The 19,984-nt window shown below is 60.9% G+C and carries 19 protein-coding genes and 1 pseudogene; 10 read left to right on the forward strand and 10 right to left on the reverse strand.

Annotated features, from left to right (window positions below; translation table 11 throughout):
• Positions 1 to 240: 240 nt before the first annotated feature.
• Complete coding sequence (gene mprF / locus JFV30_RS22535) at positions 241 to 2,883, forward strand: bifunctional lysylphosphatidylglycerol flippase/synthetase MprF (RefSeq protein WP_201125215.1); 2,643 nt, start codon at positions 241 to 243, stop codon at positions 2,881 to 2,883.
• A complete protein-coding gene (locus JFV30_RS22540) occupies positions 2,883 to 4,169 on the forward strand; it encodes a virulence factor family protein (RefSeq protein WP_201125216.1) in 1,287 nt (428 codons plus the stop codon). The genes mprF and JFV30_RS22540 overlap by 1 nt, the downstream gene beginning before the upstream one ends.
• A 54-nt stretch (positions 4,170 to 4,223) precedes the next feature.
• On the opposite strand, the gene JFV30_RS22545 is transcribed toward JFV30_RS22540, so the two are convergent.
• Positions 4,224 to 6,125, reverse strand: a complete 1,902-nt coding sequence (locus JFV30_RS22545) for a potassium transporter Kup (RefSeq protein WP_010170040.1) — start codon at positions 6,123 to 6,125, stop codon at positions 4,224 to 4,226.
• A gap of 301 nt (positions 6,126 to 6,426) precedes the next feature.
• Between JFV30_RS22545 and rimO the strand changes: the two genes are divergently transcribed.
• The 5 genes from rimO to tsaA all read left to right on the forward strand — a co-directional run bounded on the left by rimO (position 6,427) and on the right by tsaA (position 10,364).
• Positions 6,427 to 7,767 carry a 30S ribosomal protein S12 methylthiotransferase RimO gene (gene rimO / locus JFV30_RS22550; protein WP_169386167.1) on the forward strand — a complete coding sequence of 447 codons (1,341 nt, stop codon included), beginning with the start codon at positions 6,427 to 6,429 and terminating at the stop codon, positions 7,765 to 7,767.
• Between the two features lie 103 nt (positions 7,768 to 7,870).
• A complete protein-coding gene (locus tag JFV30_RS22555; protein ID WP_201125217.1) occupies positions 7,871 to 8,344 on the forward strand; it encodes a GNAT family N-acetyltransferase in 474 nt (157 codons plus the stop codon).
• A gap of 71 nt (positions 8,345 to 8,415) precedes the next feature.
• Positions 8,416 to 9,126, forward strand: a complete 711-nt coding sequence (locus tag JFV30_RS22560) for an rRNA pseudouridine synthase (RefSeq protein WP_003208627.1) — start codon at positions 8,416 to 8,418, stop codon at positions 9,124 to 9,126.
• Positions 9,127 to 9,202: 76 nt separating this feature from the next.
• The gene (locus tag JFV30_RS22565; protein WP_010170047.1) at positions 9,203 to 9,664 is read left to right on the forward strand and encodes a DUF1456 family protein; all 462 of its coding nucleotides are present in this window, start codon (positions 9,203 to 9,205) and stop codon (positions 9,662 to 9,664) included.
• A gap of 4 nt (positions 9,665 to 9,668) precedes the next feature.
• Complete coding sequence (tsaA, locus tag JFV30_RS22570) at positions 9,669 to 10,364, forward strand: tRNA (N6-threonylcarbamoyladenosine(37)-N6)-methyltransferase TrmO (protein ID WP_010170049.1); 696 nt, start codon at positions 9,669 to 9,671, stop codon at positions 10,362 to 10,364.
• 217 nt (positions 10,365 to 10,581) lie between these two features.
• On the opposite strand, the gene fpr is transcribed toward tsaA, so the two are convergent.
• The gene (gene fpr / locus JFV30_RS22575; protein ID WP_003189055.1) at positions 10,582 to 11,361 is read right to left on the reverse strand and encodes a ferredoxin-NADP reductase; all 780 of its coding nucleotides are present in this window, start codon (positions 11,359 to 11,361) and stop codon (positions 10,582 to 10,584) included.
• Between the two features lie 124 nt (positions 11,362 to 11,485).
• On the opposite strand from fpr, the gene JFV30_RS22580 reads away from it, so the two are divergent.
• A complete protein-coding gene (locus JFV30_RS22580; RefSeq protein WP_010170057.1) occupies positions 11,486 to 12,412 on the forward strand; it encodes a LysR family transcriptional regulator in 927 nt (308 codons plus the stop codon).
• Here JFV30_RS22580 and JFV30_RS22585 read toward each other — a convergent pair.
• The 3 genes from JFV30_RS22585 to JFV30_RS22595 form a co-directional block, all read right to left on the reverse strand.
• On the reverse strand, positions 12,409 to 12,771 hold the full coding sequence (locus tag JFV30_RS22585) for a diacylglycerol kinase (protein WP_003208635.1): 363 nt from the start codon (positions 12,769 to 12,771) through the stop codon (positions 12,409 to 12,411). The two genes, JFV30_RS22580 and JFV30_RS22585, sit on opposite strands and share 4 nt — an antisense overlap.
• Before the next feature lie 75 nt (positions 12,772 to 12,846).
• The gene (gene erdR, locus JFV30_RS22590; RefSeq protein WP_003208636.1) at positions 12,847 to 13,497 is read right to left on the reverse strand and encodes a response regulator transcription factor ErdR; all 651 of its coding nucleotides are present in this window, start codon (positions 13,495 to 13,497) and stop codon (positions 12,847 to 12,849) included.
• Positions 13,498 to 13,750: 253 nt separating this feature from the next.
• Positions 13,751 to 14,461 carry a tRNA-uridine aminocarboxypropyltransferase gene (locus JFV30_RS22595; protein ID WP_201125218.1) on the reverse strand — a complete coding sequence of 237 codons (711 nt, stop codon included), beginning with the start codon at positions 14,459 to 14,461 and terminating at the stop codon, positions 13,751 to 13,753.
• 206 nt (positions 14,462 to 14,667) lie between these two features.
• Here JFV30_RS22595 and JFV30_RS22600 point away from each other — a divergent pair, with 206 nt between their 5' ends.
• Both JFV30_RS22600 and JFV30_RS22605 read left to right on the forward strand, forming a co-directional pair.
• Entirely contained in the window at positions 14,668 to 15,108 is a 441-nt protein-coding gene (locus JFV30_RS22600) for a PA3611 family quorum-sensing-regulated virulence factor (RefSeq protein ID WP_010170062.1), read from the forward strand.
• Positions 15,109 to 15,483: 375 nt separating this feature from the next.
• Complete coding sequence (locus JFV30_RS22605) at positions 15,484 to 16,593, forward strand: LOG family protein (protein ID WP_201125219.1); 1,110 nt, start codon at positions 15,484 to 15,486, stop codon at positions 16,591 to 16,593.
• A gap of 168 nt (positions 16,594 to 16,761) precedes the next feature.
• On the opposite strand, the gene recX is transcribed toward JFV30_RS22605, so the two are convergent.
• The 5 genes and pseudogenes from recX to JFV30_RS22630 form a co-directional block, all read right to left on the reverse strand.
• Positions 16,762 to 17,229 (reverse strand): recombination regulator RecX, encoded by a 468-nt coding sequence (gene recX, locus JFV30_RS22610; RefSeq protein ID WP_010170064.1) that lies wholly within the window; start codon positions 17,227 to 17,229, stop codon positions 16,762 to 16,764.
• Positions 17,230 to 17,237: 8 nt separating this feature from the next.
• Complete coding sequence (gene recA / locus JFV30_RS22615) at positions 17,238 to 18,296, reverse strand: recombinase RecA (RefSeq protein ID WP_010170065.1); 1,059 nt, start codon at positions 18,294 to 18,296, stop codon at positions 17,238 to 17,240.
• Positions 18,297 to 18,379: 83 nt separating this feature from the next.
• The gene (locus JFV30_RS22620) at positions 18,380 to 18,880 is read right to left on the reverse strand and encodes a CinA family protein (RefSeq protein WP_010170066.1); all 501 of its coding nucleotides are present in this window, start codon (positions 18,878 to 18,880) and stop codon (positions 18,380 to 18,382) included.
• Between the two features lie 71 nt (positions 18,881 to 18,951).
• Complete coding sequence (locus tag JFV30_RS22625) at positions 18,952 to 19,443, reverse strand: lysis system i-spanin subunit Rz (RefSeq protein WP_201125220.1); 492 nt, start codon at positions 19,441 to 19,443, stop codon at positions 18,952 to 18,954.
• Positions 19,431 to 19,954, reverse strand: a pseudogene (locus JFV30_RS22630) (glycoside hydrolase family 19 protein). The gene JFV30_RS22625 and the pseudogene JFV30_RS22630 overlap by 13 nt, the downstream one beginning before the upstream one ends.
• Between the last annotated feature and the right edge of the window lie 30 nt (positions 19,955 to 19,984).

Below are 19,984 nucleotides of genomic sequence, written 5' to 3' on the forward strand. Positions count from 1 at the left end.
ATCTGACGAAAAAGTCCTTTTGAAACAATGGCATGGCATCTTTCATGAAACCGTACACGGTTTGTAGAGTCCATCTCATTGCAAGCTATGCTAAGTCTTCAAGCACTGTCCTTCTACGACCAATGGGCGCTGTCGCTGCACTTCGCGATACGCGTTAATATTTGTAATTATTTTGTCCATAGGGATTGGTAACTTGGCTGGATACCTCCATCCTGTCGCGCACAATCCACGAGGTGATTGATGCGCGCCAACTCGTCTGAACCACAAGACACTGTCACAGCGACACAACCGATCACTCCCACCCGTTTGCGCTGGCTGGATCTGTTGAGCAAATACCGCCAACCCATCGGGCTGGCCGTCACCTTGTTGCTGTTCGCAATCGCCCTTATCGCCTGTCGCCACCTGCTGCTTGAGCTGGACTTGTACGCGCTCCACGACTCGATCCTGGAAGTGCCTAAACCTGCACTGCTGGGCGCATTCGGTGCCGCGGTCGCCGGCTTTATCATTTTGTTGGGCTATGAATTTTCCGGTGCCCGCTATGCAGGCGTGAAACTGCCGGCCAAGACCCTGGCCTACGGTGGCTTTACCGCCTTCGCCATTGGCAATGCGATTGGCCTGTCGATGCTCTCGGGCGGTTCGGTTCGCTACCGTTTATATGCACGGTATGGCATCGGCGCCTCCGAAGTGGCGCGCATGACCGTGTTTGCCAGCCTGGCACTGGGTTGTGCCCTGCCGCCACTGGCTGCGCTGGCCACCTTGAGCAACCTGCCCGCCGCGTCCAACGCGCTGCATTTACCGGCCAGCCTGCTCGGCGGTATCGCCGGTGCGGTGCTGTTGCTGACAGCAGCGCTGTGTATTGGGATCTACCGCCGTCGCCTGCCGGAACAACCGTACCCCGACAACCTGCTGGTCAAGGCCGGGCGCCGCACCCTGCGCCTGCCGGGCCGTCGCCTGACCTTCCTGCAACTGATCATCACCGCCCTCGACGTCGCCGCCGCCGCCACGGTGCTGTATATGCTGCTGCCGGAAGCGCCGCCCTTTGGCCCGTTCCTGCTGGTCTACCTGCTGGCCCTGGCCGCCGGCGTGCTCAGCCATGTACCGGGCGGCGTCGGGGTGTTCGAAGCGATCCTGCTGGCGGCCTTTGCCGACAAGCTCGGCGCCGCACCACTGGCTGCCGCATTGCTGCTGTACCGGATGATCTACGTGGTGCTGCCGCTGTTGATCGCCTGTGTGTTCCTGCTGGTCAATGAAGCCCAGCGCCTGTTCCAGACGCAACAAAGCCTGCGGGCGGCCTCCGGCCTCGCGGCACCGATCCTGGCCGTACTGGTTTTTTTGTCCGGCGTGGTCCTGCTGTTTTCCGGCGCAACCCCGGAAATCGACTCACGCCTGGAAAACATCGGCTTCCTGATTCCTCATCGCCTGATTGACGCTTCGCACTTTGGTGCCAGCCTGATCGGCGTGCTCTGCCTGTTGCTCGCACAAGGCCTGCGTCGGCGGTTGTCCGCCGCGTGGATGCTGACCATGGTGCTGCTGCTGACCGGCGCCCTGCTCTCGCTGCTCAAGGGTTTCGACTGGGAAGAAGCCAGCCTGATGACCATGACGGCGGTGCTGCTGGCGATCTTTCGACGCTCCTTCTATCGCGCCAGCCGCCTGACCGAACTGCCGTTCTCGCCGCTGTACCTGGTGGCCAGCGTGTGCGTGCTCGGCGCGTCGATCTGGCTGCTGCTGTTTGCCTATCAGGATGTGCCTTACAGCCATCAACTGTGGTGGCAGTTCACCCTCGACGCCAACGCTCCGCGTGGCCTGCGCTCGCTGCTGGGCGCTGCCGTGGTGCTGGTGGTGGTCTCGCTGACCTGGCTGCTGCGCACCGCGCGCCCGATCATCCACCTGCCGACACCGGATGAACTGGAGCGCGCCACCAAGATCCTGATGAACTCGGCGCAACCCGATGGCGGCCTGGCACTGACCGGCGACAAAGCCCTGCTGTTTCACCCCAACGACGAGGCGTTCCTGATGTACGCCCGTCGCGGTCGCAGCCTGGTGGCCTTGTATGACCCGATCGGCCCGACCCTGCAACGGGCCGAGATGATCTGGCAGTTCCGTGACCTGTGTGATATTCACCATGCCCGCCCGGTGTTCTACCAGGTGCGCGCGGAGAACCTGCCGTACTACATGGACATCGGCCTGACCGCGATCAAGCTGGGTGAAGAAGCCCGGGTCGACCTGAAACGCTTTGACCTGGAAGCCAAGGGCAAAGAGATGAAGGACCTGCGCTACACCTGGAACCGCGGGACCCGCGATGGCCTGTCCCTGGAGATCCACGAACCCGGCCAGGCCCCGATGGAGGAGCTGAAAGTCATCTCCGACGCGTGGCTGACCGGCAAGAACGTGCGGGAAAAAGGCTTTTCCCTGGGACGATTCAGCGACGACTACCTCAAGCACTTTCGTATTGCGATCATTCGCTTCGAAGGGCGCCCGGTAGCGTTTGCGAACCTGCTTGAGACCTACAGCCACGACCTGGCCAGTCTCGACCTGATGCGTGCGCACCCGGACGCGCCGAAGTTGACCATGGAATTCATGATGGTCGGCCTGATTCAACATTATAAGAACCATGGCTACGCCCGCTTCAGCCTCGGCATGGTGCCGTTGTCGGGCCTGCAACCACGACGTGGCGCCCCGCTGACCCAACGCCTGGGCTCGATGGTGTTCCGCCGTGGCGAGCAACTGTATAACTTCCAAGGCTTGCGCCGCTTCAAAGACAAGTTCCAGCCTGACTGGGAACCCCGTTATATGGCCGTGCCCGCAGGACTTGATCCGCTGGTGGCACTGGCCGACACCGCCGCCCTGATTGCGGGCGGCTTGACTGGATTGGTGAAACGCTGATGATTCGACGCTCCTGGCGGTATGTATTGGCATTTTTGGTGGTACTGGCACTGATCCTCGGTGGCGGTTACTGGTACTGGAACCGCCCTGCACCGCAACCGACTCTGGAACAACTGCCACAGGCCGACGGCACCGTCCTGACCCGCGTAACCCCGGGCACCGCACCCAAGGCCCGCGTGGCCGTGGCCGTGCTGGCCGACGAAACCCTGACCGACAGCCAACTGATCGCCCTGAGCCAGGGCGGCGCGGCGCAGATCGTCCAGGTGATCCTGCCCAAGGAAGACTGCAAGCTTCAGGAACAAGCCCTGCAGACCGCCCTCGGCCAGCTTAAAGGCCCGGCGACGCTGGTCAGCGGCATCGGCCCTGGCGCAGCCCTGGCCTGGCGCTGGCTGGCTGCTCAGAACGACGACAAGGCCAACGCCATCTCCGTCGGCTTCGCCCTGGCACAACCGGGCTGCAGCGACCCGCTGCCGAAAACCTCGGCCCACGGCAGTTGGCTGGTGGCCTGGAACGATAACCCTGACGATGATGCCGCCAGTTTCGTACGCGACACACCGCGCGCCACCACCAGCATCAGCGACTACGACATTCACTACCCGCAAGTGCTGAACAACGAACTGCGCAAGCAACTGGTGGGTTCGGACAACGGCGGCCTGGCGATCCCGGTGGTCGAAGTGCCTGCCGGCCAGGCCAAGGACACCGTCACCCTGTTCCTCTCCGGAGACGGCGGCTGGCGTGACCTGGACCGTGACGTGGCCGGAGAGATGGCCAAGATCGGCTACCCGGTGGTCGGCATCGACACCCTGCGCTACTACTGGCAGCACAAGACCCCGGAACAAAGCGCCAAGGACCTCACCGAGCTGATGCAGCACTACCGGCAGAAGTGGGGCACCAAGCGCTTCGTGCTGACCGGCTACTCGTTCGGCGCCGACGTGTTGCCGGCCATCTACAACCGCCTGCCGGAAAGCGAGCAGCAGCGTGTAGACGCAATTATCCTGCTGGCCTTCGCCCGCACCGGCAGCTTCGAGATCGAAGTGGAAGGCTGGTTGGGCAACGCCGGCAAAGAAGCCGCCACCGGCCCGGAAATGGCCAAGCTGCCAGCGGCCAAAGTGGTGTGCATCTACGGAGCCGAAGAAGTCGATGAAAGCGGCTGTACCGACAAGACCGCCGTCGGCGAAGCGATGAAGCTGCCTGGCGGCCATCACTTCGACGAGAATTACCCGGCGCTGGCCCAGCGCCTGGTGGACATCATCAATAAGCGCCAAGGCACCCCCAAGGCCGAATAAGCGCCCACAAAAAAGCCCCCGCTGCCGCAAGGCACCGGGGGCTTTTTGTTGGTCTTACATTTCTACCTGGGTACCCAGTTCGATCACCCGGTTAACCGGCAGCTTGAAGAAGCGCAGGTTGCCGTTGGCGTTCTTGAGCATGAAGGCGAACAACCCTTCGCGCCAGCGCGCCATGCCCTTGATGCGGGAAGCGATCACGGTCTCGCGGCTGAGGAAGTACGTGGTGCGCATCGGGCTGAAGTCCAGGTCATCCAGATGGCACAGCTTCAGCGCCTCGGGCACGTCTGGCTCATCGGTAAAGCCGAAATGCAGGATCACCCGGAAGAAGCCTTCGCCGTAGGCATCCACCTCAAAGCGACGTGCGACCGGCACTCGCGGAATGTCTTCGTAGACCACCGTCAACAGCACCACTTGCTCGTGCAGTACCTGGTTATGCAGCAGGTTGTGCAACAGCGCGTGGGGCACGGCATCGGGCCGCGCAGTGAGGAACACCGCCGTGCCCTGGACCCGGTGGGGCGGCTGCACACGGATACTGCTGATAAAGATCGGCAACGGTAGCCCCCCCTCATCCAGGCGGTCCACCAGCAGTTGCTTGCCACGCTTCCACGTGGTCATCAGCACGAACAGCACAATCCCCGCGAGCACCGGAAAGGCACCACCCTGGACGATCTTCGGCACGTTGGCAGCAAAGTACAGCCCGTCCACCAACAGGCAGCAGACCAATACCGGGACCGCCAGTATGGGTGGCCATTTCCACAGCAGCAGCATCACCGCCGACACCAGGATGGTGGTCATGAGCATCGTGCCGGTCACCGCCACGCCGTAGGCCGAGGCCAGTGCATTGGAAGACTCAAAGCCCAACACCAGCAGGATCACGCCAACCATCAGCGACCAGTTCACCGCGCCGATGTAGATCTGGCCTTGTTCGGCACTGGAGGTGTGCTGGATGTGCATGCGCGGGATATAACCGAGCTGGATCGCCTGGCGAGTCAGGGAGAACGCGCCGGAGATGACCGCCTGGGACGCGATCACCGTAGCCAGCGTGGACAACACCACCAGCGGGATCAGCGCCCAACTCGGCGCCAGCAGGTAGAACGGGTTGCGCGCGGCCTCAGGATCGCCGAGCAACAAGGCGCCCTGGCCGAAATAATTGAGCACCAGCGCCGGCAACACCAGCATGAACCAGGCGCGAGCGATGGGTTTGCGACCGAAGTGGCCCATGTCGGCGTACAGCGCTTCGGCACCGGTCAGCGCCAGCACCACCGCACCGAGGATCGCCACGCCAATACCCGGGTGGGCCTCGAAGAAACGCACGCCCCACATCGGGTTCATGGCGTTGAGCACTTCCGGATGCTGGGTGATGCCATAGGCGCCGAGGCCGCCCAGCACCAGGAACCAGGTCACCATTACCGGCCCGAACAACTTGCCGATGCGGTCGGTGCCGTGTTTCTGGATCAGGAACAGCGCCACCAGCACAATCAGGGCGATCGGCACGACCCATTTTTCCAGGCCATCGAAGGCCAACTCCAGACCTTCAACCGCCGATAACACGGAAATCGCCGGGGTGATCATGCTGTCGCCGTAGAACAGCGCCGCGCCACACAGGCCACAAACCACCAGGAAACTGCGCAGCCGCTTACGCTCGCCCGCCGCCCGTCGCGCCAACGCGGTCAAGGCCATGATGCCGCCTTCCCCCTGGTTATCCGCACGCAACACGAACAGCATGTATTTGATCGAGACCACCCAGATCAGCGACCAGAAGATCAGCGCCAGGATCCCCAGCACGCCGTCATGGTTGACCTGAACCCCATAACCCCCGGTAAACACCTCTTTAAGGGTGTAGAGCGGGCTGGTGCCGATATCGCCATAAACCACCCCCACCGCCGCCACCAGCATGCCGATCGGCTTTGCGTTGGACTGCTCGGCACCTGCTGCCTGACTACTTGCCTGACCCATCAACCACTCCTGCCCTTTGACCTGCGGTCTTTTATAAACAGCGCGCCTGCTGCGGGCGCCTATGCTGTCCACAGCATGCGCTGTTTTACTTCTCGTTACAGACGATTTATTGACCGAGGAAATTCACTCAGGTGCAACGGCGCGAAGCATAGCGCAGCACTCGTCGTATTTCCCTGCATAAAGCTGGTCAAGAGCGATTCCCGTCGATAGAATTGCGCACTTTTTGATCAGAGGCGCGCCAAGCGCCCGTCCGCCGCCTTTCGTGCACGACTGGCGGCGTCATTCAATACCGAGGTTAGACATGTCCACCACCATCGCAAAAGCCAACCCCAAGGTCGGCTTTGTATCCCTGGGTTGCCCAAAGGCTCTGGTCGACTCCGAACGCATCCTTACACAGCTGCGCATGGAAGGTTATGACGTCGTGTCCACCTACCAGGACGCGGACGTGGTGGTGGTCAACACCTGCGGCTTCATTGACTCGGCCAAGGCAGAGTCGCTGGAAGTGATCGGCGAGGCCATCAAGGAAAACGGCAAGGTGATCGTCACCGGCTGCATGGGCGTGGAAGAAGGCAACATCCGCAACGTGCACCCGAGCGTGCTGGCCGTGACCGGCCCGCAGCAGTACGAGCAGGTGGTCAACGCCGTTCACGATGTGGTGCCGCCGCGCCAGGACCACAACCCGCTGATCGACCTGGTGCCGCCACAAGGCATCAAACTGACCCCGCGCCACTACGCCTACCTGAAGATTTCCGAAGGCTGCAACCACAGCTGCAGCTTCTGCATCATCCCGTCGATGCGCGGCAAGCTGGTGAGCCGCCCGGTGGGCGACGTCCTGGACGAGGCCCAGCGCCTGGTCAAATCCGGCGTCAAAGAGCTGCTGGTGATCTCCCAGGACACCAGCGCCTACGGCGTTGACGTCAAATACCGCACCGGCTTCTGGAACGGCGCGCCGGTGAAAACCCGCATGACCGAACTCTGCGAAGCCCTGAGCAGCCTCGGCGTCTGGGTGCGCCTGCACTACGTTTATCCGTACCCGCACGTTGATGAGTTGATCCCGCTGATGGCCGCCGGCAAGATCCTGCCGTACCTGGACATCCCGTTCCAGCACGCCAGCCCGAAAATCCTCAAGGCCATGAAACGCCCGGCCTTCGAAGACAAGACTCTGGCGCGCATCAAGAACTGGCGCGAGATCTGCCCGGAACTGATCATTCGCTCCACCTTCATCGTCGGCTTCCCGGGCGAGACCGAAGAAGACTTCCAGTACCTGCTGGACTGGCTGACCGAGGCCCAGCTCGACCGCGTTGGCTGCTTCCAGTACTCGCCGGTTGAAGGCGCGCCGGCCAACCTGCTGGACGCTGCGATCGTTCCGGACGACGTCAAGCAGGACCGTTGGGAACGTTTCATGGCGCACCAGCAGGCCATCAGCTCCGCGCGCCTGCAACTGCGCATCGGCCGGGAGATCGAAGTACTGATCGACGAAGTCGACGAGCAAGGCGCGGTTGGCCGTTGCTTCTTCGACGCGCCGGAAATCGACGGTAATGTGTTCATCGACGATGCCAGCGGTCTGAAGCCAGGCGACAAGGTCTGGTGCACCGTGACCGACGCCGACGAGTACGACCTGTGGGCTGAAAAGCGCGCTTAAGGTGTAAAGAATTGAAAAAGCCCTGCTTCTGGACAAGATGCGGGGCTTTTTTAGGTCTATCGTTTTGCCCATCAGCGCCAATCATCGGCAAGGGGCAGCGGGCATGCGTCAGCATTCGGTTATCCATACACCCAAATCCAGCGACTACCAGGAACTGACCCGTATTTGGGAGGCATCGGTGCGGGCCACCCATGATTTCCTGCCGGACAGTTACATCGAGTTGCTGAAAAACCTGGTGCTGACCCGCTACCTCGACGCGGTGATGCTGATCTGCACCAAGGACTCACGCCAGCGCATCACCGGGTTTGCCGGAGTGGCGGCGGGCAAGGTCGAGATGCTGTTTATCGACCCCGCGCACCGTGGCCAGGGCCTGGGACGGCAATTGTTGCGCTATGCCATCGAGTGCATGAACGCCGACCAGTTGGACGTCAATGAACAGAACCCGCAGGCCTTGGGCTTTTACTTCAAGCAGGGCTTCGAGGTGATCGGACGCACCGAGCATGACGGCATGGGGCAGCCCTATCCGTTGCTGCACATGCGTTTGCGCCAGGCCCAGCCACAGGCGCGCCGCGGCTAAATGAAATGGAGCCGGGATTAACCGGCGCCACACAGGTACAATAGCCGCCCCCTTTTGTTTCGGCCCTTGTCATGACTGAACCCCTACGCCTCTCCAAACGCCTCATCGAACTGGTCGGTTGCTCCCGTCGGGAGGCTGAGCTGTTCATCGAAGGCGGCTGGGTCACGGTGGATGGCGAAGTGATCGACGAGCCGCAGTTCAAGGTCACCACCCAGAAGGTCGAACTTGACCCTGAGGCCAAGGCCACCGCGCCGGAGCCAGTGACCATCCTGTTCCACGCCCCTGCGGGTGTGGACGCCGAGACGGCCATGGCGTCGATCAACGCCGAGACCCTGTCGGAAGAACACCGCTTCAGCAAGCGCCCGCTCAAAGGCCACTTCCTGCGCCTGACCGCCAGCAGCGACCTGCAAGCCAAGGCCAGCGGCCTGTTGGTGTTCACCCAGGACTGGAAGATCCTGCGCAAGCTGACGGCTGACGCGAACAAGATCGAACAGGAATACGTGGTGGAGGTGTCCGGCGACATGGTCGCCCACGGCCTGAACCGCTTGAACCACGGCCTGACCTACAAAGGCAAGGAATTGCCCGCGGTGAAAGCCAGCTGGCAGAACGAGAACCGCCTGCGCTTTGCACTGAAAAACCCGCAACCGGGTGTGATTGCCTTGTTCTGCGAAGCCGTTGGCCTGAAAGTCGTCGCCATTCGACGCATCCGCATCGGCGGAGTCTCCATCGGCAAAGTGCCGGTAGGCCAATGGCGCTATCTGTCCGGCAAAGAGAAGTTCTGACACCTCTTTTGTCGCCGAATCGTAAGGCACCGCCTGCCTGGACGGTGCTCACAGTTGAATGACCAGGATTGCCCACATGATTCACAACGACGTACTGCGCAGCGTGCGCTACATGCTCGACATCAGCGACAACAAGATGGTCGAGATCACCAAGCTCGGTGGCATGGAAGTCACCAAGGACGACCTGCTGACCTACCTCAAGAAAGACGAGGAAGAAGGCTTCGTGTTCTGCCCGGATGAAGTCATGGCGCACTTCCTCGACGGCCTGGTGATCTTCAAGCGCGGCAAGGACGAAAGCCGCCCGCCGCAGCCGATCGAACTGCCGGTGACCAACAACATCGTCCTGAAGAAACTACGCGTCGCCTTCGAACTGAAGGAAGACGACATGCACGCGATCCTCAAGGCTTCCGAGTTCCCGGTGTCCAAGCCTGAACTGAGCGCGCTGTTCCGCAAGTTCGGCCACACCAACTACCGCACCTGCGGCGACCAGTTGCTGCGCAACTTCCTCAAGGGCCTGACCCTGCGCGTTCGCGCCTAAGCCCGTGACCTACAGCGTCTCGCCCATCGGCTTTGTCCGCTCCTGTTTCAAGGAGAAGTTCGCCATCCCGCGCCAGCCCCAACTGGCGCCTGCCGCTCGGGGCGTGGTGGAGTTGGTGGCGCCGTTCGACCAGGGTGAGGCTGTGCAGGGCCTGGAGCAGGTCAGCCATGTGTGGCTGCTGTTCCTGTTCCACCAGGCGCTGGAAGACAAGCCCCGACTGAAAGTGCGCCCGCCTCGCCTGGGCGGCAACACGTCCATGGGCGTGTTTGCCACCCGCGCGACGCACCGGCCCAATGGCATTGGCCAGTCGGTGGTCAAGCTGGACAAGGTGGAAGACGGCCGGCTGTGGATATCCGGCATCGACCTGCTGGACGGCACGCCGATTCTCGACATCAAGCCGTACGTACCGTACGCAGACATCGTTGACACCGCGACCAACAGCATCGCCAGCGCCGCGCCAGCGCTGATTCCTGTGCAGTGGCTGAAGACGGCACTGCAACAGGCAGAAGGCCACGCTCAGCGCCTTGGCGAGCCATTGGTGGCGCTGATCGAGCAGTGCCTGGCCCAGGATCCACGGCCGGCGTACCAGACGCCCGGCCCGGAGCGGGAATACGGGGCGCAGTTCTGGGATGTGGATGTGCGCTGGCACTATCCCGAGGCCGGGATGATTTGTGTGCTGGAAGTGATTGCCGCCAAGTAAATCCCGGAAACGAAAAAGCCCGCGCTGCCTGTGAAGGCACCGCGGGCTTTTTAGTCGCACCAAATTCATGTGGCGAGGGAGCTTGCTCCCGTTGGGCTGCGCAGCGGCCCCAAAACCTGACACCCCATTTTATCTGGAACAACCAGGTGGCCTCGCCGGGACCGCTTCGCAGTCCAACGGGAGCAAGCTCCCTCGCCACAAAAGCAAATCGGTTCCCTTATTTCTCGACGAACGCACGCTCAATCAGGTAGTCACCCGGCTCACGCATACGCGGGGAAACCTTCAGGCCGAAGCTGTTCAACACTTCGCTGGTTTCATCCAGCATGCTCGGGCTGCCGCACAGCATGGCACGGTCGTCTTCAGGATTGATCGGCGGCAGGCCGATGTCGCTGAACAGCTTGCCGCTGCGCATCAGGTCGGTCAGGCGGCCTTCGTTTTCGAAGGGCTCGCGGGTCACGGTCGGGTAGTAGATCAGCTTGTCACGCAGGGCCTCGCCGAAGAACTCGTTCTGTGGCAGGTGCTCGGTGATGAATTCACGGTAAGCGACTTCGTTGACGTAACGCACGCCGTGGCACAGGATCACTTTTTCGAAACGCTCGTAGGTTTCCGGGTCCTGGATCACGCTCATGAAGGGCGCGAGGCCAGTACCGGTGCTGAGCAGGTACAGGTGCTTGCCCGGCTTCAAATCGTCAAGCACCAGGGTGCCCGTCGGTTTTTTGCTGATGATGATCTCGTCGCCTTCCTTCAAGTGCTGCAATTGGGAAGTCAGCGGGCCATCAGGCACCTTGATGCTGAAGAACTCCAGATGCTCTTCCCAGTTCGGGCTGGCAATGGAGTAAGCGCGCATGAGCGGGCGGCCATTGGGCTGTTGCAGGCCGATCATCACGAACTGACCGTTCTCGAAGCGCAAGCCCGGATCACGGGTGCACTTGAAGCTGAACAGAGTGTCGTTCCAGTGATGAACACTGAGGACACGCTCGTGGTTCATGTTGCTCATGTACGGGGAACTCCTGGAAATGGGTCTGCGCCAACTGTTGGATGCGCAATTGCACAGCATTCTAATGGCGGCGACAATATCTGTTAACTGGATTATTAAGATAAGGGTTATCGGTTATATAGATATGCGATTTACTCTACGTCAACTGCAAGTCTTCGTCGCCGTCGCCCAGCAGGAAAGCGTCTCGCGCGCTGCTGGCCTTCTGGCCTTATCTCAATCCGCCGCCAGCACCTCGATCACCGAGCTGGAGCGCCAATCCAGCTGCCAATTATTCGACCGTGCGGGCAAACGCCTGAGCTTGAACGCCCTCGGTCACCAGCTATTGCCCCAGGCGGTGGCGCTGCTGGACCAGGCCAAGGAGATCGAGGACCTGCTCAACGGCAAGTCGGGCTTCGGCTCCCTGGCGGTCGGCGCCACACTGACCATCGGTAATTACCTGGCCACGCTGCTGATCGGCAGCTTTATGCAGCAGCACCCCGAGAGCCAGGTAAAGCTGCATGTGCAGAACACTGCGCATATCGTGCATCAGGTGGCGCACTACGAAATTGATCTGGGTCTAATCGAAGGCGACTGCAGCCACCCGGACATCGAGGTGCAAACCTGGGTGGAAGATGAACTGGTGGTGTTCTGTGCGCCCCAGCATCACCTGGCCAAACGCGGCCAGGCGACTATGGAAGAGCTGACCCATGAGGCGTGGATCCTGCGGGAACAAGGCTCCGGCACGCGCCTGACCTTTGACCAGGCCATGCGTCATCACCGCAGCGCGCTGAATATCCGCCTGGAGCTGGAACACACCGAGGCGATCAAGCGGGCCGTGGAGTCAGGTTTGGGGATTGGCTGTATTTCGCGGCTGGCGCTGCGCGATGCCTTCCGGCGCGGCAGCCTGGTACCGGTGGAAACCCCGGACCTGGACCTGGCCCGGCAGTTCTACTTCATCTGGCACAAGCAGAAGTACCAGACCTCGGCGATGCGCGAATTTCTTGAACTGTGCCGCGCCTTTACCGCCGGGGTGCAGCGCAGCGACGAGATTGTGTTGCCCACCATCGCCTAGATCAGGATGACGGCCCACACCAGGGTAATCATGGTCAGCGCGACGAACTGAGCGGCGCTGCCCATGTCCTTGGCGTTTTTCGACAAGGGGTGCAGGTCCAGGGAAATCCGGTCGATCGCCGCCTCGACTGCCGAGTTGAGCAACTCGACGATCAACGCCAGCAGGCACACGGCAATCAGCAACGCCCGCTCCACCCGGCTGACGTTCAGGAAGAAACTCAGCGGGATCAGGATAACGTTGAGCAACACCAACTGACGAAACGCCGCCTCGCCGGTGAAAGCCGCGCGCAGGCCATCCAGGGAATATCCCCCCGCGTTGAAGATACGTTTGATACCGGTTTGACCTTTGAAAGGCGACATAGAGTAGGCAACTGAGCAAAAAGGTGTGGGGAAACTAGAGCAAGCAAAGTCAAAAAAACGTGAATGAACAGCGTCTTAGTGCTGCGAAATTGACTCAAGTTGTTGCAAGAGCAGCGCCGCCTGGGTTCGCGTACGTACGCCCAGCTTGCGGAAAATCGCCGTGACGTGAGCCTTGATGGTCGCTTCCGACACACTCAACTCATAGGCAATCTGCTTGTTCAGCAGGCCTTCACAGACCATGGTCAGCACGCGGAACTGCTGGGGCGTCAGGCTGGCCAGGCCATCGCGGGCGGCCTTGGCTTCGTCCGAGACATTGATCTCTTCAAAGGCTTGCGGTGGCCAGGAGACGTCGCCGTCCAGCACCGTGCGCACGGCTTTCTGGATGTCTTCCATTGAACTGGATTTGGGAATGAAACCACTGGCGCCGAACTCCTTGGAGCGCACCACCACCGAGGCCTCTTCCTGGGCCGAGACCATCACCACCGGAATCTGCGGGTATTGCCCGCGCAGCAGCACCAGCCCGGAAAAACCATAGGCACCGGGCATGTTCAGGTCCAGCAGGACCAGGTCCCAATCGGATTTTTCGGTGAGGCGGGTTTCCAGCTCGGCAATGCTGGCGACTTCGACGAGGCGTACATCCGGCCCCAGGCCCAGCGTGACCGCCTGGTGCAGCGCGCTGCGAAACAGCGGGTGGTCATCGGCAATCAGGATTTCGTATGTGGCCATTTATTAAATGATCCTGTTTTTTAGGGGGCACTGATGGGTTCAGTGCTCGCCAACGCGCAAGGTGGCTGCCAGGCCAGCAGTCACCAAAGGGCGCGCTCAACGTCAAAAAACGACGTATCCAATCTGTGACAGCGCCCCAATCGGCGCCAAGCATGCCCAGCGTAGCCTGGGTGGTCAAGCGCTACGCCCGTGGCTATTTTAGCGGGCTGCGCGTTTACGCGGCCATCATGCAAAGGTCGGCTGGCCATGACCCCTATAGATAAGGTGCAAGACGAGTATGGACGATGTCGGCCGGGTCCAGTGCCAGCTGAAACTTGGCGGCCAGGTAGTGGGTGCTGAACACGTCCAGATAAGCATCCAGCACTTCGCTGGCGGCCAGGTCTTCGGCCAGTTCCAGGCACAGCGCAGCCACTTCGGCGGTGCAGAAGTGATCATCACGCTTGGAGCGGCGCAGTTTGTAGCGCGACAGTTGCTCGGGCGCCAGGCTCAGCACCGGCAAGTGCTCCAGATACGGGCTCTTGCGGAACATCTTGCGCGCTTCGCTCCAGGTACCGTCCAGCAGGATGAACAGCGGGCGCTTGCCCTCCTCCAGCTTGACCTGATTGACCACTCGCTCCGGCGCCACGAATTCGCCGGGGAACACGATGTAAGGCTGCCATTGCGGGTCGGCGAGCAAGGTCAGCAACTCGGGCTCGACTTCGGTTCGCGACCAGGGGAACGCGGTGGTGTCGTTGATCACATCGGCAATCAGCCAGCCGGTATTGCTGGGTTTCATGGGTTCTACGTCGTGCATCAACAGGCACATGGCGGATTTCGCCTCGACCTTGGGCCGCCAGGCGCACAGGCAGTACTCGGGAATCACCCGGCAGCCGGGGCAGCGCTCGGCACGCGAGCCCCGCGCAACAAAGGGCTTTACGGCGCGGGCCAGGCGCTGGGTGCGCAAGCGGGAAACGGCATGGCTCATCGGGTGCGCCGCCGGAAAGTGGAAATCGACACGGATAGAACTCGGGAAGGCAAAAGTTGCCGCAGTTTACCAGAGGCGCCCGCGCCCACCTGCACTTCCCGGTAATACGCTGGCCGTAGTGGCAAGCGGTCACCTATAATCCCGCGCCACTGAACGCACAGCGCAGTGGCTGGTCTATGCACCAGTAACCGAATCAGGAGAGTTTCATGCTGCGTCTTATGCCACGTGTTCTAGTTCCGTCCGTCGCCCTGGCGCTGATCTTGCCCTTGGGCGCTCAAGCGGCCTCGCTGCTGGAGGCTCAACTGAACAAGAAGCTGCAAAGCGTCGCAGAGGAAAGCAACAAGGACCTGCCACGGGAAATTGACGACAAGACCCTGGAAGTGGCCTACACCGTTGAAGGCTTGCAGCTGATCGATCATCTCAGCGTACTGCCGGACCGTGCCGAACAAATGCGCGCCAATCCCAAGGCGGTGTACTTCCAGCTGGGACAAAGCGTGTGCCTCAACAAGGGTTATCGCGAGCTGATGGCCAAGGGCGCGATCATGCGCTACGACATTACCGAGAACAAAACCAACCGCCCGGTGGCGTCGGTGAAGTTCCAGGAAGCTGACTGCCCTGCGCCGGCTGCCGCAAAGAAGAAAAAGTAAGCGATGCCCCCTTTCGCGCGCCGCTGACCAGCGGCGCCCAAAATGCCCCTCTGAACCATTCGCCCTTGCCCGCTCGCGGCAGCGTCTAAACTCCCTCACAAGTGATCAATAAGCGGTTGCCAGCCAAGACTTTATAGGCTCATGATCAATTCATCCCGAAAGCCTGAAACAGCGGGTTTTCACACCGTTTTGTAACATTTTCAGGGCAAAAGAGGGTTGCCCTCCTGTGCGTGCAGTGCAAAGGTTTTTAAACATAAGGAACATACAGAACCGGTTTCGCCCACCTCGTTAAGCAGAGGCAGCGACACATGCAGTGTCGTGGTCCCGACGAATTTCTCGCCGGTACCCAGGGTTCTGTGAAGAAGGAGAAGTTGAATGCCTTACGAACCGAATGAACTCCTGATCCATCAATTTGAAGAAAACGGCACCGACCTCACGCAGCAGGTCGACGCGCAACTCCACCTGATTGCGCCCAACAGCCCAAATATCCCCCTTTATCGCGACATGATCTTCACCGTGTTGCGCATGGCCCAGGACGACCGCAGCCGCTGGAACGCCAAGATCACCCTCCAGGCGATCCGCGAACTGGACCACGCCTTCCGCGTACTCGAACAGTTCAAGGGACGCCGCAAAGTCACCGTGTTCGGCTCGGCGCGTACGCCGGTGGAAAGCCCACTGTACGCATTGGCCCGGGAAGTGGGCGCGGTTCTGGCCCGCTCGGACCTGATGGTGATTACCGGCGGCGGCGGCGGCATCATGGCCGCTGCCCACGAAGGGGCCGGCCTGCAACATAGCCTGGGGTTCAATATCACCCTGCCGTTTGAACAGCATGCCAACCCGACCATCGATGGCACCGAGAACCTGCTGTCCTTCCACTTCTTCTTTACCCGCAAGCTGTTTTTCGTCAAGGAAGCCGACGCCCTGATCTTGTGTCCGGGCGGCTTTGGCACCCTGGATGAAGCGCTGGAAGTACTCACCCTGATCCAGACCGGCAAAAGCCCGCTGGTTCCGGTGGTACTGCTGGACGCACCGGGTGGCAGCTTCTGGCAAGGGGCCCTGGACTTTATCCGCAGCCAGCTTGAAGCCAATCGCTACATCCTGCCCACCGACCTCAAGCTGGTGCGCCTGGTGTACAGCGCTGAAGAGGCGGTGGAAGAGATCAACCAGTTCTACGCCAACTTCCACTCCACGCGCTGGCTGAAGCGCCAGTTTGTGATTCGCATGCATCATCCGTTGAGCGACCGTGCACTGGCTCACCTGCAAGAGGCGTTTGCCAGCCTGCGGCTGAGTGGGGAGTTCCAGCAAACGGCGTACGTTGGCGAGGAGCATGACGAGCCAAGCTTCAGCCACCTGACGCGGCTGGTGTTCAACTTCAATGGGCGCGATCAGGGACGGCTGCGGGAATTGGTGGACTACATCAACTTGCCGGAGAACTGGGCCCAGGCTCAGGGGAAAACGCAGCAGCGGGTGACGGAGACGGCGTGATCTGCCCCTGAAACGCAAAAAGGCCCGCTATTTTCATAGCGGGCCTTTTGGGTTGTGTCCGGTAGAACGATGCGCAGGTTGGGGCCGCTGCGCAGCCCAGCGGGAGCAAGCTCCCTCGCCACACCAGGCCCCGCAATAATCAGAGCAACCATTTACCAGGCGCAGCCTTCAGTCATCCATGTCCCGACCGCTCAACAGGCGGCTGATCATCTCCATCGAGAATCCACGGTAACTCAGGAAGCGACCTTGCTTCGCCCGCTCCCGCGCATCAATGGGCAGATGACCGGCAAACTTGCGGCGCCAGGTATCTTCCAATTGCGCCTGCCAGCTGATGCCGCACTCACGCAAGGCGAGTTCAATATCAGCACGTTGCAGGCCACGCTGGCTCAGCTCTTCACGAATGCGTGCCGGGCCATAGCCGGATCGGGCTCGGTAGGAAACAAAACTTTCGAGGTAACGGGATTCCGACAGCAGCCCTTCTTCCGTCAAACGGTCAAGGGCTGTGTCGATCATCTCGGGATCTGCCCCGCGCTGCCGCAGTTTGCGCGTCAGCTCGACACGACCGTGCTCGCGCCGTGCGAGCAGGTCCATTGCAGTGCGCCTTACGGCGACGAGTGTATCCAGGACAACGGTCATCGTTTGCTTCAGATGTCAGTGTCGACTTCTTCGACTTCTTCAACCGGCTCACGATTGGCGGCAGCTTTCACGTCCGGTGCAGCGGTCAGCAGCTTGTCGCGAATCTGCTTCTCGAGCGTGGCCGCGATATCCGGGTTGTCTGCCAGGAACTTGGCCGAGTTGGCCTTGCCCTGACCGATCTTGCTGCCGTTGTAGGCATACCAGGCACCGGACTTCTCAACGAAACCGTGCAGCACGCCCAGGTCGATCATCTCGCCGTTCAGGTAGATACCCTTGCCGTAGAGAATCTGGAACTCGGCCTGACGGAACGGCGGAGCCACCTTGTTCTTCACGACTTTAACGCGGGTTTCGCTACCAACAACCTCGTCACCTTCCTTCACCGCGCCGGTACGACGGATGTCCAGACGGACCGAAGCGTAGAACTTCAGCGCGTTACCACCGGTGGTGGTTTCCGGGCTGCCGAACATCACGCCGATCTTCATCCGGATCTGGTTGATGAAGATCACCAGGCAGTTGGCATTCTTGATGTTACCGGTGATTTTACGCAGGGCCTGGGACATCAGACGGGCTTGCAGGCCCACGTGCATGTCGCCCATTTCGCCTTCGATTTCAGCCTTCGGTACCAGGGCTGCCACGGAGTCGACCACGATCACGTCGATGGCGTTGGAGCGCACCAGCATGTCGGTGATTTCCAGCGCTTGCTCACCGGTGTCCGGTTGCGAAACCAGCAGGTCGTCAACGTTGACGCCCAGCTTGCCGGCGTATTCAGGATCCAGGGCGTGCTCGGCATCGACGAACGCACAGGTGGCGCCCATTTTTTGTGCCTGGGCAATCACCGACAGGGTCAGGGTGGTTTTACCGGAAGATTCAGGACCGTAGATTTCAACGATACGGCCTTTTGGCAGGCCGCCAATGCCGAGCGCGATGTCCAGACCCAGAGAGCCAGTGGAAATAGCCGGGATCGCCTGACGGTCGTGATCGCCCATACGCATTACGGCACCCTTGCCGAATTGACGTTCGATCTGACCCAGGGCCGCAGCCAAGGCTTTCTTCTTGTTGTCGTCCATTAAAGTCCTCACGTAATCAATAAGGCCTGGCGGCCAACACCTGTATAAGTAGACAGTATTGTTCCACAAAGATCCGTGATCGCCTACCCCTGATTTTCTATTTCTGCTGCAGCTCGTCGCAACAAGCCCTCTAGCGCGGCCTTTACCGTTTGTCGGCGGACCTCGTCGCGGTTGCCGGGGAAGTGTTCGAGCTCGGCGGTAACCTCATCGCCAACCCCAAAGGCCAGCCATACGGTGCCCACCGGCTTGTCCGGCGAACCACCATCGGGGCCGGCCACGCCGCTGACCGCCACGGCAAAACGCGCCAGGCTTTTCTCCTGGGCGCCGCGGACCATGGCTTCCACCACTTCGCGGCTGACGGCACCGACTTTCGGGAACAAGGCTTCCGGCACATTCAACTGCCGGGTCTTCTGGCGATTGGAATACGTGACGTAACCGGCTTCGAACCAGGCCGAACTGCCGGGAATCCGCGTGATCGCCTCGGCGATACCGCCGCCGGTACAGGACTCGGCCGTGGTGACGTGGGCATTCAGAACCTGCAAGCGTCGGCCAAGTTCAGCGGCGAGTTGAGTAATTTCCTTCACGGTCGTCTCCTGGAGTGCGCGGGCGTTTGCCTACCCTACAGGAGCCCATGGGCCATGCAAGTTACAAGAGACTAACGCGCGACGGCCCGGACATATGCCTGGCAGGCGCGCAAGGCGATCAGTGCGTTATCGCCGTCGTCGGTGATGGCGATAATTCGTTGAGCATGCGCCGGGTCAAGTCGGGCTCGCGGGGCTGCATGAACCACGCCGCCGGGGGCGGCGGTGGCTGGCATTGCGCACCCGTTGGCGGGGTCGCTGGCGTCGAGAAGGACTGACAACCGCACATCAGCAGTGGCCAGGCGATCCCGCAGGTGAGCCTGATCACGTTGTGCATCGGAAAGCTCCCGGGCGTGTTGTTGGTCGCTGGCACTGAGTTGTTGCTCCAGTGCCAGCCGTTTGTCCTGTTCGGCCTGTTGTTGCTGGCTTTGCGCTTCGGCGTGCAGAGCCTCCAGTCGCTCCAGTTGCGTGCCGTACCGCCAAGCCTGTACCTGCCATGCAATTGCTGCCGAAACCGCCAACGACAGCAAAAAACCAAGCAGGCGGTACGACGTCAGGAAACCCATAGCACCGCCTTTGCCCGCGCCCACAACTGCAGACGGTTATCCAGACCATTAAGACCGCCATTGATGCGCCGGGTGATGGTGGTGAACTGGTCGTTGTCGGCCAGCTCGTTCAAGCCATTGCTCTGCCAGAACCACGCGGCGGATTCGCACGCCCATTGCGGCTGCTCCAACAACTCCGGTTGCTGCAACAGACGCTCATCACCGAACAACGCCTGGCTGCACGCCAGGTAGTTGCGCCGTCCGGTGAGCTGGATCAGGCCACGGCCGCGATACTTCTGGCCGTCGCCATCGGCTTCGGGGAGTTGCCGAGTCGGGCAGCCAGGCTGCCGGTGTCGTATTTGCTCAGGTATTGATCGCTGCCCAATTCACGTACGTAACGCAGTTCGCCGGATTCGTGGCCAATTTGAGCTAGGAAAGCGGCGATGCGTTTGGGAGTGGTAATTTGATGGTGGAACATTGCAGTGTTGAGAGCGCATATGAAAACGCCCGCTTGGGAGCGGGCGTTGGGCATGATTCGCGCAATATCATTTTGAACGAGCGG

It is taken from the genome of Pseudomonas sp. TH32, from assembly GCF_016650855.1.
In the GTDB taxonomy this organism is placed as follows: Bacteria; Pseudomonadota; Gammaproteobacteria; order Pseudomonadales; family Pseudomonadaceae; genus Aquipseudomonas.

What these genes read in the sequence shown, in the direction of transcription:
- mprF (WP_201125215.1), top strand. Translation starts at nt 241, where the DNA reads ATGCGCGCCAACTCGTCTGAACCACAAGACACTGTCACAGCGACACAA.
- JFV30_RS22540 (WP_201125216.1), top strand. Translation starts at nt 2,883, where the DNA reads ATGATTCGACGCTCCTGGCGGTATGTATTGGCATTTTTGGTGGTACTG.
- JFV30_RS22545 (WP_010170040.1), bottom strand. Translation starts at nt 6,125, where the DNA reads ATGGGTCAGGCAAGTAGTCAGGCAGCAGGTGCCGAGCAGTCCAACGCA.
- rimO (WP_169386167.1), top strand. Translation starts at nt 6,427, where the DNA reads ATGTCCACCACCATCGCAAAAGCCAACCCCAAGGTCGGCTTTGTATCC.
- JFV30_RS22555 (WP_201125217.1), top strand. Translation starts at nt 7,871, where the DNA reads ATGCGTCAGCATTCGGTTATCCATACACCCAAATCCAGCGACTACCAG.
- JFV30_RS22560 (WP_003208627.1), top strand. Translation starts at nt 8,416, where the DNA reads ATGACTGAACCCCTACGCCTCTCCAAACGCCTCATCGAACTGGTCGGT.
- JFV30_RS22565 (WP_010170047.1), top strand. Translation starts at nt 9,203, where the DNA reads ATGATTCACAACGACGTACTGCGCAGCGTGCGCTACATGCTCGACATC.
- fpr (WP_003189055.1), bottom strand. Translation starts at nt 11,361, where the DNA reads ATGAGCAACATGAACCACGAGCGTGTCCTCAGTGTTCATCACTGGAAC.
- JFV30_RS22580 (WP_010170057.1), top strand. Translation starts at nt 11,486, where the DNA reads ATGCGATTTACTCTACGTCAACTGCAAGTCTTCGTCGCCGTCGCCCAG.
- JFV30_RS22585 (WP_003208635.1), bottom strand. Translation starts at nt 12,771, where the DNA reads ATGTCGCCTTTCAAAGGTCAAACCGGTATCAAACGTATCTTCAACGCG.
- erdR (WP_003208636.1), bottom strand. Translation starts at nt 13,497, where the DNA reads ATGGCCACATACGAAATCCTGATTGCCGATGACCACCCGCTGTTTCGC.
- JFV30_RS22595 (WP_201125218.1), bottom strand. Translation starts at nt 14,461, where the DNA reads ATGAGCCATGCCGTTTCCCGCTTGCGCACCCAGCGCCTGGCCCGCGCC.
- JFV30_RS22600 (WP_010170062.1), top strand. Translation starts at nt 14,668, where the DNA reads ATGCTGCGTCTTATGCCACGTGTTCTAGTTCCGTCCGTCGCCCTGGCG.
- JFV30_RS22605 (WP_201125219.1), top strand. Translation starts at nt 15,484, where the DNA reads ATGCCTTACGAACCGAATGAACTCCTGATCCATCAATTTGAAGAAAAC.
- recX (WP_010170064.1), bottom strand. Translation starts at nt 17,229, where the DNA reads ATGACCGTTGTCCTGGATACACTCGTCGCCGTAAGGCGCACTGCAATG.
- recA (WP_010170065.1), bottom strand. Translation starts at nt 18,296, where the DNA reads ATGGACGACAACAAGAAGAAAGCCTTGGCTGCGGCCCTGGGTCAGATC.
- JFV30_RS22625 (WP_201125220.1), bottom strand. Translation starts at nt 19,443, where the DNA reads ATGGGTTTCCTGACGTCGTACCGCCTGCTTGGTTTTTTGCTGTCGTTG.